This window comes from Maribacter halichondriae, from assembly GCF_027474825.1.
GTDB classification, from domain to species: Bacteria; Bacteroidota; Bacteroidia; order Flavobacteriales; family Flavobacteriaceae; genus Meishania; species Meishania halichondriae.
Map to the genome: position 1 here is coordinate 1,473,312 of NZ_CP107030.1, position 15,908 is coordinate 1,489,219.

A 15,908-nucleotide genomic window follows, 5' to 3' on the forward strand; every position below is an offset into this window, starting at 1 on the left:
CATCATCTAAAATTGATTATTTTGGAACCATATCTTCAACCCTTTTCCATTTGTAGTTATTCGGTTCGGTAGCATCCAGTAAATCTACGTGCAACAATTTAGCCACCGATACTCCCATTTCAAAAACAGAAGCCAAATCGGAATTTTCATAAATTTTGAAATGTCTGTTTTTTTGATACCAAAGGTTGGTTTCAAAAATATATTCACCGTCCTCTTTTGGTTGTTTAAATACTGAAACGTAATCAATTTTGGGTAAGTTTTTCCATTTACCCCATTTAATCGGGCCGACACAGTATTGTTCCTTATACTTATTTTGAGTTAAATCGAAAAAAACATCCTTTACAACTGAAAAGGCAAGAGCACTCGGAAGTAAAACTAAAGCCGCTTCGAGTAAACTTAGACTGCCTTTTAGTTTTTTGGTCTCAGAGGTAAACTCAAAATTGGCAAAGAAAAAAATAGCAAACTTAAAATCGCCGTGTAATGTATAGCCGCAATTATACGTTGCCATAACGGTCTATTACCTTCTGAAATGATAATATTCTTGGTATGCATCACCCTTAAAACGAAAAAAACCATACGAATTGTATGGTTTTAAACTCTTTTTGACTTCAATCTCTAATCCGCCAATACAATCACTTTATTATCTTTCATCTCGATAGTGCCGCTACTGATATGGAGTACCGTTCTTCCATCGGGGTCTTTTGAAAATTTTGATGCGTAGTCCTCCTCGATATCCATATCGCCATCGACCCGTACCTTACCCTCTTGTAATAAGGAAACAATGGGTGCGTGATTGTTCAACATTTGAAACTCTCCGTTGATACCCGGTACACTGACCGAAGTGACTTCTCCTGAAAATAATGTGGCTTCTGGGGATACGATTTCTAGATACATACTTTTTGGTAGTTACGGAACTTGTTTTCTGGAGTTAACAATGCGTATGACTTCCAAAAAACAAATTCCAAATTTCAAGCACCAAATTCCAAAACTTCTTATTGGAATTTGGAATTTTTTTATTAGAATTTTCCGAGCTCCGCTCGGTTATGCTTCCGCTAGCATTTTCTCTCCAGCTTCGATAGCTTCTTCGATAGTTCCTTTCAAGTTAAAGGCCGATTCTGGAAGACGATCTAATTCTCCATCCATAATCATGTTAAAGCCTTTTATAGTTTCCTTGATATCTACCAAAACTCCTGGAATACCCGTAAACTGCTCCGCCACATGAAATGGCTGTGAAAGGAAACGCTGAACACGTCGGGCACGGCCCACAGCCAATTTATCTTCTTCGGACAATTCTTCCATCCCCAGGATTGCAATGATATCCTGTAGTTCTTTATAACGCTGCAATAACTCTTTTACACGTTGTGCACAATCGTAATGTTCTTTTCCTAAAATCTCAGGCGTCAAAATTCGTGAAGTGGAGTCCAATGGATCCACCGCAGGGTAAATACCCAATTCCGCAATCTTACGTGAAAGTACCGTAGTCGCATCCAAGTGGGCAAAGGTCGTTGCCGGTGCTGGATCCGTAAGGTCATCCGCAGGTACGTAGACCGCCTGTACCGAGGTAATCGAACCTCTTTTTGTTGAAGTAATACGTTCTTGCATAGCGCCCATTTCAGTGGCCAATGTAGGCTGATATCCTACCGCCGATGGCATACGACCCAATAATGCAGATACCTCTGAACCTGCTTGCGTAAAACGGAAAATATTGTCCACAAAGAAAAGTACATCCTTTCCTTGTCCTTCACCTGCCCCATCACGGAAATACTCTGCAATGGTCAAACCTGAAAGTGCAACTCTCGCACGTGCTCCAGGAGGTTCGTTCATCTGACCGAAAACGAACGTCGCTTTCGATTCTTTCATTGCTTTTTTATCTACTTTGGATAAATCCCAGCCACCATCTTCCATGGAGTGCAAGAAATCATCGCCGTACTTTATAATTCCAGATTCCAACATCTCGCGAAGCAAATCGTTTCCTTCTCTCGTTCTTTCACCAACCCCGGCAAAAACTGAAAGTCCACCGTGGCCTTTTGCGATGTTGTTGATCAATTCTTGAATCAATACGGTCTTGCCAACACCAGCACCACCGAACAATCCAATCTTACCCCCTTTAGCATAAGGCTCGATCAAATCAATAACTTTTATTCCTGTAAACAAAACTTCGGTTGCCGTGGTAAGGTCTTCGAATTTTGGAGCTTCCCGGTGAATAGGGAGTCCGTCTTTGCCCGCTTTTGGTAAATCGCCCAATCCATCGATGGCATCTCCGATTACGTTGAACAAACGACCGTACACATCATCTCCAATCGGCATTTGTATCGCGGCACCTGTAGCGGTTACTTCAGTTCCCCTGCTCAATCCATCGGTAGAATCCATAGAAATAGTTCTAACCGTATTCTCACCGGTATGTGATTGTACTTCCAGTACCAATATGGAGCCATCTTTGTTAATGATTTCCAAGGAATCATAAATCTTTGGAAGATCGTCACCTGACTGAAACTCCACATCGACCACCGGGCCAATGATTTGGGAAACTTTACCTGTAACTTTTGACATTACGAACGTATTTATGTAATTAGGACTATTTTATTTCGGAAATCGCGCTAGCGAACCTTTGTTTTTCAGGGTGCAAAGATATTGTTTTCGGTTTGATTTGAAAACTACTTTCACTTCTTTTTTGACATAAAAAATGCCCTTATAAAAAGGGCATTTTTTATTATATGTCTATTCCTTTTATTGCAAAGCGGGAGAATAATTCGTAGGGGAATCACCAATATTCAATAAAGACCCTGACAACTCGAAATTAGATCCATAGGTCGCATCGATAGCCTTCATGAATTGATTGGCGATCAAAGCATAGCCTCTAGCCGTAGGGTGTACTCCATCTAAGGAAAATCCACCACCTGTTACCAAATTGGCCGTCAAAGTAAAATCTCCATCGGTAACACCACCGGCTGCCAACTGCTGCAGTAGTGTATTCGCATCAACAAAAGCGAGTCCGGCACCAGAGGCGGCAGTTGCGATGGTTGCATTAAAACTATCAATGGCCGTTTTGATTTCGGCCTGCTCAGTAGGCAGCAAGACCCATTTATCGACCAACGGAAAGGTAATACCCTCCACGGAAAACTGCCCGGCAAGTTCTTGGGACAGTCCTTGTGCTATTAAGGCCGCTACAGCGTCTGTATTGACCGTGCCAATAACAGATGAACTTGGCAGAACAAATAAATCATCTTCAGTCGCCTCTCTTGTTTGCCCATACGTACTGCCCAATAAACCCGCAACAAGCGGTGCCGCCTCGACAGGTAATCCAAAAGATTGCACAAAGGCCGGGAATGCCGGACTCGCGCCTAATACTCCGGCAATTTGTGCCGAGAGATCGGTCAAGGTCTCATCCCTTATTACAACTTCACTTGCAGCAGTGGATGAAAACTCTATGGCACGTTCTGGTACGCCCAAAAAGTCGTAAACCTGATTCAATTGACCGAAAATTCCATTCAATGTTGGAATCAATGGCCCAAAAGATGGGTTAGTAGGATCCAACGGGTTATGAGGCACTGTGGTGAAATGAGGAATCGAGGTAACATACGGAATATTGGCCACGGCACCTTTTGCGCCACCACCTGCCAAAGTCGCAATCAATGCGCCATAGGTCTGGTCAAAACCAACTCCTGGTGGGCCATCGCCCGGGGTTATTGGGTTTGTTCCATCTCCGCCTGAAAGTGCATATCCTAGGACGTCATTATTGCCGATCCACAATGTAAAGAAGGTCGGTGATTGCGCCATAGCCAATTCCAAAACACTTGCATCTGGTGTCGAACCCGTCATTCTTACAAAATACGGATTGGCCAGACCCAAGGAGACGTTCCCCAGATTGCCATACCCAGGTGCGAGCAAATGAAAGCTTTTCGCCCCGGGCACTCCCATATTATTGAAAGGACCCGCTGGATTATTCAATGCAATGTCCGTAGTAGGCGCAACCGGCCCTATTACATCGGACAAAGGAACCGGACCCGCGCCGCCAAACACCAATCTGGGATTGAAACCCGGTAATTGGGTTCCCCCAGCTAGTAGTCCGCCGATATTATCATTCGTGAACGGAATCGAAAAAGCGCCTCCACCTGCTATGGCAAATTTGGTCGACAACATATTCGGAAATGAATTTTGTTGCCCGGCCACGAACAAGGCGTTATCTGTAAAGCCCGCGGTCAATGAATTGCCCAAAGCAACATAGGTTGAAAAATCGGCAGAGCCCGAAGTCAAGCGAATCGGTTCCTCCATTTCGACCATCATTCTTTCCGGAATCACATCTTCCGGATCATTACATGCCGTAAATCCGATAAATACGGCTAGCAACGCTATATATTTCATTTTCATAATTTTCATTTTCAAAAAGATTATAAATTATTGATTGTCAGACCTACGTAGTACATCGATCCAATAAAGCCTGTTCCGAATGCGGTAAAGTATTCGTCTCCTAAAAGATTGGTGCCACCGACTTTTAGGGTAGATTTTAAACTGGGAATGGTCAAATTAAGCTGGGCATCAAGGACATGGAATTCCGGCACTACCCCTTGACCAAAGGTAGCCTCCCAAAAGTAATCATCGCTAAAACGATAATTTACGTTGAAGCCAAAATTCTTGAACAATGCTTCATTACCAAAAGAGGCCTTGAATTTATGCTCAGGGGTATTGAAGTTCGACATAAAATCAGGATTAGCCGCTTGGTCAAAATCTTGCTTGGTGAACGTATAGCTTCCGCCCAAATCAAAATTACCAAGAACTTTCGCCGTCAACCCAATTGAAGCACCATAAGAACTGATATCAACATCTGAATTGGTGTAGGCACCATACCTTCTGAAATCACCATTGGATATCGCTTGAACAGATAGGGAATTATCACCTACTACCCCATACAAGGGCGCCACTACAACTTCTTGAGAAATAAAATCTTTATAATTATTGTAATACGCACTAAAATCTATGACCAGTTTATCGATTTTACCCCGATATCCGACCTCATAAGAAGTCACTTGTTCAGGTTTAACAATATTAGGGTTTGCAATCTGTAGCGATGCCGGGTTTCCGGTTTCCCTTAATTCATTAAAAGAACTAAGCGAGTAAGAATTCTCGTAAGCCGCTCTGCCCAATTGCACAAGAGACGCTGGCTGACCTAATAACTGACCTCGCGCACTTACATCGTAGGGCCTGGAATATCGATCCAAGTTATCGGGTGCCGATCCGATTAAAATATCCCTTCCTGTAAACAAACCGATAAAAAGGTCTTGTGTGGTAGGGTTTCTAAAACCTGTTTGAACTGACGCTCTTATGTTGTGATCCCGATTAAGGGTAAACCCAGCAGAAGCTCTGGGTGAAAAGAATCCGTCAAAAAATTCGGATTTATCGTAGCGCACAGAACCCGTTAATTTTAAGCTTTTCTCCCCAGCTAGTTCAATTTTCTTTTGGATCTGGGTGTAAACACCAAATTCGTTATAATCGATAGGGCCATCAAAATCGGTATAAATAGTTCCAAAAGAGTTCAGGCTATATTGTCTAAAAGAGCCTCCAACCTGGATTTCGGCAAAATCGATTAGATGGCTGAAGTTATAATTTGCATCGGCATGATAATATTTAGAAGCATCCCTAAACTGAGAGCCTGAAAGAAGATCTGGGTCTTTGATCACTTGGTTAAAGGCACTCTGAAACTCAGGTGTTCCAGGTAAAAAACGACCTGATTCTGCTTGAGCTCTGGCAGCAGCATGTGCTTGAGCGTCCGTGGCCCCACCTAAAGTAGCCTGTACATATGTGCCGGCGTACTCACCAAACCAAGTTCTGTCATCTTTCCAGACCCTGTTTATATTGATTGCGGTAGCAACCATGTCATAAGAATCGCCTGCTTTATCACCAACTAGGTAGCCTCTTAGAAAGAAATTATCATTCTTAATTTCTAGTTTATGCTGTTCTTGAAAAAATCCATTGATATTATAACGGTTAGTTCCCTGGTAAATCGTGGAACCGGTACCTACTTTACCTACATATGACAATTCTAGACTATTGTCTTCAATTGGCCTGTAGTATAATCCCCAATCCGCTTTTATACTTTCTGCATTATAATTGGTCAATTCTCGTTCATCGTATCCCGTTCTACTAACGATTACAGAAGGCACCAAAGCATTGGCCCCTGCGGGCAATATTCCTGCACCTTCCAGCAACACGGCGACATCATTGATATTATTTGACACTTCATCACCATATACGTTGATACCATTATAGTCTATATCATTAGCTCTTGTGCTACCAAGTATTCCAAAATTGTTTTCATCCAAGCCTTCTATATTGTTTGCGGCCCAATCCGTTCCTTTTAGGTAGCCAAAATTCACTTTGACAGCGAATTTATCGCTAAACTTATGGGCGGCCCTGATACCAAAATCAGTATAGGAATTGTCGCCCGCAGCTTCTTGCGAAGTGATACCTTGTTTTATGGAAACGCTTATGCCCTGATAGTCGAAGGGACTTTTACTGCGCATAAAGAGAATACCGTTAAAGGCGTTGGCACCATAAAGTGCCGAAGAAGCCCCTGGAAGCAATTCTACACTTTGCACATCTGTTTCAACCATACCGACCAAGTTTCCTATAGGGAAGTTCAAAGCCGGAGTGGAGTTATCCATTCCGTCGACCAGTTGCATAAACCTGGTATTCGCAAAAGTTGCAAAACCTCTGGTGTTAACGGATTGAAATGTCAAACTATTCGTATTGACATCCACTCCTTTTAAGTTCTCCAAACCTCCATAAAATGACGCCGAGGAGGTGTTCTTTATTTCTTGAAGTCCGAAGCGCTCCACCGTAACCGGAGATTCGAAAATACGTTCGGGAGTTCTCGAGGCCGAAATGACCACCTCATCCAAGAATGTTTCGGCTTCTGAAAGCACGATATTCACCGTTTGGTTATTAGAGGTGATTTCTTCAGAAGTATCCGAATAGCCTAAACTTGTAATCAATAAAGTAAAGGGTGGTGTTTCAGAAGTTTCAAGAACGAAATTCCCATCAAAATCGGAAACCGTGCCTATCGCCTTGCCGTCAATTACAATGTTGGCACCGGGGACAGCTTCATTGTTCTGATCTACAACGGATCCGGTCACCGTCGTTTGCGCAAATGCAAATACCCCCAGCAACAGCAGAGGGATTAAAAATACTGTTCGCATGTTATGTTTGAGTTAAATTAGTTACCAAGTCACTGGCAAGATACCTTTTTTTCATTTCGAATATCATAAAATGAAAAAAATTATGCATGCATAGTATATTTTTAAGAAATTGTAGGGGCGAAAATTCTTGATTCCATAAAAAAGGCCCCTGAAATTGGATTTCAGGGGCCTTTTACAAATTTTATTTCGTTGGATTATTCCACGGTAACAGACTTCGCTAAATTTCGGGGTTGGTCAACATTACAACCCCTCATTACCGCAATATGATAGGATAATAACTGTAAGGGAATCGTTGTTAACAAAGGTGTAAGACTTTCGAACGTTTCCGGAACTTCAATAACATGGTCGGCAAGATCCGTAACCTGCTCATCGCCTTCGGTGACAATGGCGATAATCTTTCCTTTTCTAGATTTGATCTCTTGAATGTTACTGACAACCTTTTCGTAATGCCCTTTCTTTGTGGCAATTACAAATACAGGCATTTGTTCATCAATCAAGGCAATCGGACCGTGTTTCATTTCGGCCGCAGGATAGCCCTCTGCATGAATGTAACTGATTTCCTTTAGCTTCAATGCACCTTCCAAGGCCACCGGAAAATTATAGCCCCTTCCTAAATAGAGACAGTTGGTAGAGTCTTTATAGACTTCGGCTATGATCTCGACCAACGGATTGGTCAACAAAGCCTTTTCTACTTTTGCGGGAATGGTCTCCAATTCGGTCAAGAATTCATGGAATTTCGAATCGGAGAAAACACCTTTCTCCTTCGCCAACTTTAAAGCCACAAGGGTCAATACCGTAATTTGAGTAGTAAATGCCTTTGTAGAGGCAACGCCGATTTCTGGCCCGGCATGGGTGTAGGCACCTGCATCGGTTTCACGCGCAATTGACGAACCTACGACATTGCATACTCCAAAAACGAAAGCCCCTTTTTCTTTGGCCAATTTTATAGCAGCCAAGGTATCGGCTGTTTCACCAGATTGCGAAATGGCAATCAATACATCTTTATCGGTGATGACCGGGTTTCGATAACGAAACTCAGAAGCATATTCGACTTCGACCGGTATGCGCGCCAAATCTTCAAAAATATATTCGGCTACCAATCCGGCGTGCCATGAGGTTCCGCAAGCAACAATAATAATGCGCTGTGCGTTCATGAATTTCTCCAAATGCTGATCGATGCCCGCCATACGAATGATGCCCTGGTCGGCCAATAGACGGCCACGATAGGTATCTAAAATCGCACGCGGTTGCTCATAAATTTCCTTGAGCATGAAATGATCATAACCCCCTTTTTCAATTTCTTCCAGATTCATCTTAAGCTCCAAGATATTCGGATAGGCTATGGCGTCATCTTTGATCTTACGCAATTTGATTTCCTTGCCCAATCTCACGATGGCCATTTCTTCATCTTCAAGATATATGGCATTGTTCGTGAATTCTATAAAAGGTGAGGCATCGGAGGCAATGAAAAATTCATTTTCACCAACTCCGATAGCCAAGGGACTACCTAATTTTGCAACCACTATCTCGTCAGGTTTTTGTTTATCAAAAACGGCAATGGCATATGCTCCGACGACTTGATTCAGCGCAATCTGGACAGCCTTGCCCAGTTTGACGTCTTCAGTTTTTTTGACCTCCTCGATTAGATTTACCAATACTTCCGTATCTGTATCAGAATGGAAAATATACCCTCTTTTGGTCAACTCTTTCTTTATGGACTCGTAGTTTTCAATAATTCCGTTGTGAATGATTACCAAATCCCCAGAATTCGAATAATGCGGATGCGAATTTACATCGTTTGGAACACCATGGGTCGCCCAACGCGTGTGCCCGATACCCAACGTACCTTTTAAGGAAATGCTCTTCTCCGATTTGCCTATCAAATCTTCTACTTTGCCCTTGGTCTTGGAAAGATTAATTTGACTACCATCGTACAGTGCTACACCGGCGCTGTCATAGCCCCGATATTCAAGACGCTGTAATCCTTTTATAATTATGGGATAGGCATCGCGATGCCCAATATAACCTACTATTCCACACATATGCTATTATTTCTTTTTTGGTTGGCTCATGGAAGGTAAAAGTAAAACTATCAAAGCCAACCCTCTTAAACTTGGATATAAAACGTAGAATTTCTGCAAGTGGTATGCCAATTTGAAAATACTTTTGTAAAATCTTCGGAAGACCTTTCCATATACCTTTTGAACTACAAGAAAAAATGGATTTAATTCGACTTTGTATACGAAATCTCCAGTTTTAGCTTTTTGGCGGAAGCGGTATTGCTTCCGAACAATATGGTGCCCAACGGGCTTATAGTAGAAGCCAAGGGAAGGTCTTTTTCATTCTCTTCAGGATCGGCCAATGTAGCCATCATCGAACCTACAAGATTGATATCAGGGGTAATCATCACCCCCAAGGTTGCGTTCGCTTCATCGCGCAAAATAATATCATTAAGATGATTGGTAATCCTAACCCTATATTTTTGACCATCGGTATCGCTCTGCAATAGACCATCGTATTGAGGAAACAGACGAAGGGAAGGTGTGCCTGATGGTGTCGCGTCGGTAGCTGCATCAAACAGAAATTCGGCGGTTTCCGCATTATATACGTATAACCTAGGAGGTTGAACGGTTTCTGCCGGAAGACTAGAACTATCTACATAGAACACCAAATTCGCTTCGTTTATGATCCAATTATTTGCCTTGATCTGGTCGATTACAGCATTGGCCTGTACATCATCTTCACCAAAAAGTTTGATTTCTGCGTAGGATCCCGCGCCTCCTTTTAAAAATATTTTATCGGCATTTTCATTGGTATCCATCTTGTCGGCGATATCCGACGGAAAATTGTCGTTCACAAAGGTATTCACCGCATTACCCGTGTAAAAACCATTCTGAAATCGCAATAAAGAAAAGATAAATTCACTTTCTGCTGGCGTAGCTGGCGCAACACCATCGGTATTCGCACTATCATAGGTATAAGTAATGGTAATTGTGGCCTGCGCCAAATTCAATAAGACCATGGTATCTTCCATAGCTTCCAAAGACAAATGAATGCCTCTAAGAAAATCATTGAAATTCGCCTGACTCAATAATTCGCTACTACCCTCTTTATCCAATATATTCTGTTGAAAGAAAATATTGCTCAGTGGAACTAGAATTCCTGGTTCAAAACGTTTTTTTACCTGACCTGTTTCGTCGACCGCGGTATCCGGATCATCTTCTTCGATTAAGAATACCGTTTCTTGGTTACTGATAATCACTTCGCCATCACCATCATTCAATACTTCCGAAACAAATGTTGGAGAAAAAGATTGGTTCGAGTAATATGCCTGCGCCTCTTCGAAATTGGCACTTGGATCTAGGTCACGCAAGAAATAGGTGGATCGTTCCACTTTGACCTTGAAGGAGTCTTCTAGGTCGTCCATAATATTTGGCCCGTAAATACTGTCGAGATCAAATTTCTTTGGAAAGGTATTTTTTATGGTATCAGGGTCTTCGCCATCCTTAATGCCATCACCATCGGTATCTTCGTTAAAAGGGTCGGTGCCACTGGTCTTCTCCTGTATATCGGTCAACCCATCAAGATCATAATCGCTATTTGCGTTGTTGACGTCCTCAGCTGTTCTTTCGAATTCGTCATCAACACCATCATTATCACTATCGCGAAGACTGGCATCGCTTGTCAAATAAGGAATGTGCAACAAAACACTGACTACGGTCTCATTCTCTTTAACGGTGGTGTTGCTCGCATCGTTTTCTGCATTGTCTTCGGTGGCCTGGGAAAAATTTCCGAAAGTCGGGTTGGCAGTGCCGGTCGGAAAAAGTAATTGTGCGGTGATTCGCGCCTCTGTTCTTCCATAAATAGGATCATTAAATGCGCCCAATTGATAGACCGGCAACCTATTTGTTCGAACGGCCTCTATTTTTTTGTTAAAGGCAAAAACATCAAAAGACTCTGTACCAGTTGTAAAAGGCTCTCCTCCAATAACGCCCGCGCCAATAATGGTCGGGTCTTTTTCGCATGAAATCAATACCAACACGAGTAAAATTCCTGCCAAGGCAGAAAGTTTGAATCTATTTAAAAAAGTCATTTAGATTATTTTAAAACTTGAGTGTTATAAAAATTTGCATAGGCTTCCTCAAATTCTTGTAGAGAAACGTATGGCAACACAGGTTTTTCAAGGTTGGAAATATGTTTTTGTAAATCTTCGGGAATCTCTTCCGAGGCTAAAATAATTGCATCGGAGTGATCTACCGCTACTTTTAACAAATTATTATAGCTAGGTTGGCCCAATGGGGCTATAGTGTCTTTATCAATACCATCAAAAGCTATTTTATCGATCATCGTATTATCCAATTCTCCTTCAAAGGAGCTACCATACACAGAAATGACAATCTTACTGTCTGCGAACAAAGGTTCATCGGCGTAATATTTCTTCAAGTATAAGGGCAATAATGAGGCCATCCAACCATGAACATGAATAATATCAGGAGTCCAATTAAGCTTTTTCACCGTCTCTACCACCCCTTTCGCAAAAAATATGGCACGCTGATCATTATCGGGGAAAAGATTTCCATCAACATCTGAAAAAGTCGCCTTTCTCTTAAAATACTCATCGTTGTCGATAAAATAAACCTGAATACGTTCCCTTGGTATGGAGGCCACTTTAATAATTAAGGGCATGTCCATATCGTTGATAACAAGGTTCATTCCCGATAAGCGTATAACCTCATGAAGCTGGTGCCTGCGCTCATTGATGTTTCCGTACCTTGGCATGAATATCCTGATCTGGCCACCATTGCTGTTGACCATTCTCGGGGTTTCGTATGACATTAAGGAAACTTCGTTTTCTGGTAGGTAGGGTACTAATTCTGAAGATACAAACAATATCTTTTTACCATTCATAAAAGCTATATTTTGTTAACCGCGCAAACGGAATTGCAAAATTACAAAAATTATGCAGATTAGCCGTAATTATAGTAAGTTTGCTGGCCTTAACTGAAAATAATGCAGGTATTAAAAACCCGAAAAGCGTTAAAATCGACACTATCTTCATTTCAAAAAGGATATGGGTTAGGACTTGTGCCCACCATGGGCGCACTACATCAAGGGCATATGGCCTTGGTAAGAAAGGCACTATCAGAGAACGACAAGGTGTTGGTTACCATTTTCGTCAACCCTACCCAGTTCAACAACGCCGAAGACCTTAAAAAATACCCGAAAACCTTGAAAGCCGATATTGCCCTGCTTGATCAGGTTTCAAACGATATTGTCGTATTTGCTCCTTCCATCGAAGAAATTTATGCGAAGGATGTTTCTTCCAAAACCTATCATTTCGATGGTCTTGATAAAGTTATGGAAGGTGCTTTTAGGGAAGATCATTTCGATGGTGTCGGCACTATAGTTGAGACCTTATTGCGATTGGTCGGGCCCGACCGCGCCTATTTCGGGGAAAAGGATTTTCAACAATTACAGATTATCAAGAAATTGGTGGAAAAGCATCGTATTCCAGTCGACATTATTGGCTGCCCAATTGTCAGGGAAGCTAACGGACTCGCCCTAAGCTCACGTAATGAAAGGCTCTCTAAAAACCTTAGAAAAGAAGCCGGATTTATATATAAAACCCTGAAAGCTGCCAAAAAACGATTTGGCACAGAAAGTGCTACTTATGTCAAGGAATGGGTCAGAAAACAATTTGAAAAACGTGAAGATCTCAGGTTGGAGTATATTGAAATAACCGATATCGAAACGTTGACCCCGACCCTTAGAAAACTGAAAAATAGAAAATATCGGGCGTTCGTTGCCGTATATGCCGACGATGTCAGGCTTATCGATAACATTGCCCTTAACTAACAGGCGAATCACCGTAGGCTATTCGCGTTTTACGAAAGGTGCGTAGCGTATGGCGATTGGCAAAAAATACTACCTTTGCCCCATGCAAATCGAAGTTGTAAAATCAAAGATCCACCGTGTCAAAGTGACGGGTGCCGATCTTAATTATATAGGAAGTATAACCATTGATGAAGACTTGATGGATGCCGCGAACCTTGTACAAGGTGAAAAAGTACAGATTGTCAACAACAACAATGGCGAACGTTTGGAAACCTATGCCATTCCCGGACCCCGCGGAAGCGGCGAAATAACCTTGAACGGTGCTGCCTCAAGGCGCGTTGCTGTGGGTGACGTTCTTATTTTGATATCGTATGCCAGAATGGATATCGAGGAGGCCAAAACATTCAACCCTTCATTGGTATTCCCGAACGAAGAGAACAACCTCTTGAACTAAATTTTGAACGACCGACTTAAAAAGGCCTTAAAGACCATACTTCCAATTGCATTGGGAGTTTTTTAGTTTGGTACTGGTTTAGTACCACCACTACGACAGACCGAAAACAAATATTGTACTATATAAAACAAGCCGATCTGTTTTGGGTGAGTATTTCGATTCTTCTGGGTGTTTTAGCACATGTATCTCGCGCCATTCGCTGGAATTATTTATTGGAACCTTTGGGATATAAACCCAAGCTCAGTAATAATATTCTTATTATTTTGTTGTCTTATTTTGCCAACTTGATTCCTCCAAGGGCAGGCGAATTTCTAAGAGCAACGGCATTGGCCACTTACGAGGATGTCCCGTTTGAAAAAGGGTTCGGAACCATTATTACCGAAAGGGTCGTCGACGTCATTATGCTTTTGACAATTATCGTAACTACCTTCTTTCTTCATACAGACATCATCTTAGGCTATTTGCACGACATGGGTCTCCCCATAAGCAAGATACTTTTGCTACTTGGTATCGGACTTTTGGGTCTTACAATTTTCATGATGTTCATCAAAAAATCTAACCATAGATTTGCGGTAAAGATCAAGGGGTTTATAAAAGGGCTAATAGACGGCGTTCTGAGTATTTTTAAAATGAAGCATAAATGGGCATTCGTATTCCACACCTTATTCATTTGGGGCTGTTATATCGGTATGCTCTGGGTCATTAAATTTACCGTGCCCGAGACTATGGAACTTTCATTGAGCCAATTGATGGTGGCCTTTGTAGCCGGGGCTTTTGCCATGGCCACCACCAATGGCGGAATCGGTCTTTACCCCATTGCCGTAAGTAAGGCCTTGGCCATTTTCGGCATTAGTGCGGTATCAGGTGATGCATTTGGGTGGATCATGTGGATATCGCAAACCTTGATGATCGTTGTTTTTGGTGCAATATCCTTTCTGGTATTACCGTTATGGAACAGAAACCGATAGCTCAGAAACTATTTGGAAATGTGTGATTAGATTTTTTATAGGTTATTTTTGATGCCTAACGAGGCAAAATTTTTAAGCATAGCCCAAGCTATGGTTAAAAATTTTAACGAAGTAGGGCGCAAAAAGAGGCATAAGAAAATAATCAACATGTTTCCAAATAGTTTCTCGTATCGTCAAAAACAGTACCATGAAACGGATTTTTACCCTCCTCGCATTCAGCCTTTGCTTCGCATTGAACGCACAGGTCACCAAAGAAATTTTTGAATCGTTCAAACTACAGGAGCGCAGGGATGTTAGCTATTACTTTCCCGAAGATTATGACAAGGAGAAAAAATACCCGCTTATTGTGGTTCTCGATGGCGATTATCTTTTTGATCAGGTCGTCGCCAATGCCAAATTCTATAGCCAGTTTCATGGCATGCCACAAAGCATTGTTGTTGGGGTACACCAGAGCAAGAACAGTATTCGTTTGGACGATTGCGCATGGGACAAGGAAACCGGACTCCCATCTGAAAAAGGAAAAAAGTTTTTTGAGTTCTTGGGAATGGAAATCATTCCGTACTTAGATTTAAACTACAGCACCGCACCGTTTAAAATGATCGTGGGCTACGATATTACCGCCAACTTTATGAACTATTGGTTGTTCAAGGATAATTCGTTGTTCAATGCTTATATCAATATTTCTCCGGACTTAGCTCCTGAGATGGAAACCCGTGTCCCTGAACGTTTAAGTAAGTTCGACAAACAAATTTTCTATCAAGTCATTTTGGAGGGAGAGCAAAACAACAATACCCCAAAAATCATGGCCATGGACAAATCCATCAAGGCCATCAACAAAGAATCGTTGCACTATTATTTAGACGAATACCCTACCGCCGACCATATTTCTATCGCCACATACGGCATCGGAAAGGCCTTTGACAATATCTTCGGAATGTTCAAACCGATAAGTCCGAAAGAATATAAGACGCAGATCTTAACATCGGAAGAACCGGTTTTTGCTTATTTGGAAAATAAATACAAAGGTATTGAGGACCTCTTTGGTTTTCAAAAGGGCGTTGACCTCAATGATGTGATGGCAATCTACGCGGGCATTCGCAAAAAAGAGGATACCGAATCGTTAAAACCCTTGTCAGATTTGTGCAAAAGGGAATTCCCAGGCACGATGTTGGGCTTCTACTTCGAGGGTGAATACTATGAACAGATAGGGGAGCCCAAAAAGGCTTTGAAAACCTTCGAAAAATCGTTCGGTATGGACGAAATCGATTTCTTGACCAAAGAAATGGCACTCGAAAAAATCGATGCCTTGAAGGCGGATTTTGGGTTTTAACTAATGAGTGTCGTGCCATCAAAGTCGGGAGACTTTGCGGAGCGGTTTATAAGGCCTGTCCGGTCGAGCGCAGTCGAGACCTACTGGCTGTAAAATTCCAAATTCCAAGCACCAAATTCTAAAAAACT

Annotated in this window: 11 protein-coding genes and 1 pseudogene; 4 read left to right on the forward strand and 8 right to left on the reverse strand. The window is 42.0% G+C overall.

Annotation, left to right across the window (positions count from 1 at the left end; all coding sequences use genetic code 11):
* Positions 1–16: 16 nt before the first annotated feature.
* From N8A86_RS06710 to N8A86_RS06745, 8 genes are all read right to left on the reverse strand, one after another.
* Positions 17–508, reverse strand: a complete 492-nt coding sequence (locus N8A86_RS06710) for a hypothetical protein (RefSeq protein ID WP_273568338.1) — start codon at positions 506–508, stop codon at positions 17–19.
* Between the two features lie 107 nt (positions 509–615).
* Positions 616–894 (reverse strand): F0F1 ATP synthase subunit delta/epsilon, encoded by a 279-nt coding sequence (locus N8A86_RS06715; RefSeq protein WP_273568339.1) that lies wholly within the window; start codon positions 892–894, stop codon positions 616–618.
* Between the two features lie 147 nt (positions 895–1,041).
* Positions 1,042–2,550, reverse strand: a complete 1,509-nt coding sequence (gene atpD, locus N8A86_RS06720) for a F0F1 ATP synthase subunit beta (RefSeq protein ID WP_273568340.1) — start codon at positions 2,548–2,550, stop codon at positions 1,042–1,044.
* Positions 2,551–2,727: 177 nt separating this feature from the next.
* Positions 2,728–4,368: an SGNH/GDSL hydrolase family protein gene (locus N8A86_RS06725; RefSeq protein ID WP_273568341.1), complete on the reverse strand. Its 1,641-nt coding sequence runs from the start codon at positions 4,366–4,368 to the stop codon at positions 2,728–2,730.
* A gap of 20 nt (positions 4,369–4,388) precedes the next feature.
* Complete coding sequence (locus tag N8A86_RS06730; protein ID WP_273568342.1) at positions 4,389–7,193, reverse strand: TonB-dependent receptor; 2,805 nt, start codon at positions 7,191–7,193, stop codon at positions 4,389–4,391.
* Positions 7,194–7,387: 194 nt separating this feature from the next.
* Entirely contained in the window at positions 7,388–9,235 is a 1,848-nt protein-coding gene (gene glmS, locus N8A86_RS06735) for a glutamine--fructose-6-phosphate transaminase (isomerizing) (protein ID WP_273568343.1), read from the reverse strand.
* A gap of 182 nt (positions 9,236–9,417) precedes the next feature.
* The gene (locus tag N8A86_RS06740; RefSeq protein ID WP_273568344.1) at positions 9,418–11,286 is read right to left on the reverse strand and encodes a DUF4270 domain-containing protein; all 1,869 of its coding nucleotides are present in this window, start codon (positions 11,284–11,286) and stop codon (positions 9,418–9,420) included.
* Between the two features lie 5 nt (positions 11,287–11,291).
* Complete coding sequence (locus tag N8A86_RS06745) at positions 11,292–12,101, reverse strand: glycogen/starch synthase (RefSeq protein WP_273568345.1); 810 nt, start codon at positions 12,099–12,101, stop codon at positions 11,292–11,294.
* A gap of 102 nt (positions 12,102–12,203) precedes the next feature.
* On the opposite strand from N8A86_RS06745, the gene panC reads away from it, so the two are divergent.
* From panC to N8A86_RS06765, 4 genes and pseudogenes are all read left to right on the forward strand, one after another.
* Complete coding sequence (gene panC, locus N8A86_RS06750; RefSeq protein WP_273568346.1) at positions 12,204–13,049, forward strand: pantoate--beta-alanine ligase; 846 nt, start codon at positions 12,204–12,206, stop codon at positions 13,047–13,049.
* 82 nt (positions 13,050–13,131) lie between these two features.
* Positions 13,132–13,482, forward strand: a complete 351-nt coding sequence (gene panD, locus N8A86_RS06755; RefSeq protein ID WP_273568347.1) for an aspartate 1-decarboxylase — start codon at positions 13,132–13,134, stop codon at positions 13,480–13,482.
* 3 nt (positions 13,483–13,485) lie between these two features.
* Positions 13,486–14,450 (forward strand): annotated as a pseudogene (locus N8A86_RS06760) (lysylphosphatidylglycerol synthase transmembrane domain-containing protein).
* A gap of 187 nt (positions 14,451–14,637) precedes the next feature.
* Positions 14,638–15,780: an alpha/beta hydrolase gene (locus N8A86_RS06765; RefSeq protein ID WP_273568348.1), complete on the forward strand. Its 1,143-nt coding sequence runs from the start codon at positions 14,638–14,640 to the stop codon at positions 15,778–15,780.
* The last annotated feature ends 128 nt before the right edge of the window (positions 15,781–15,908 follow it).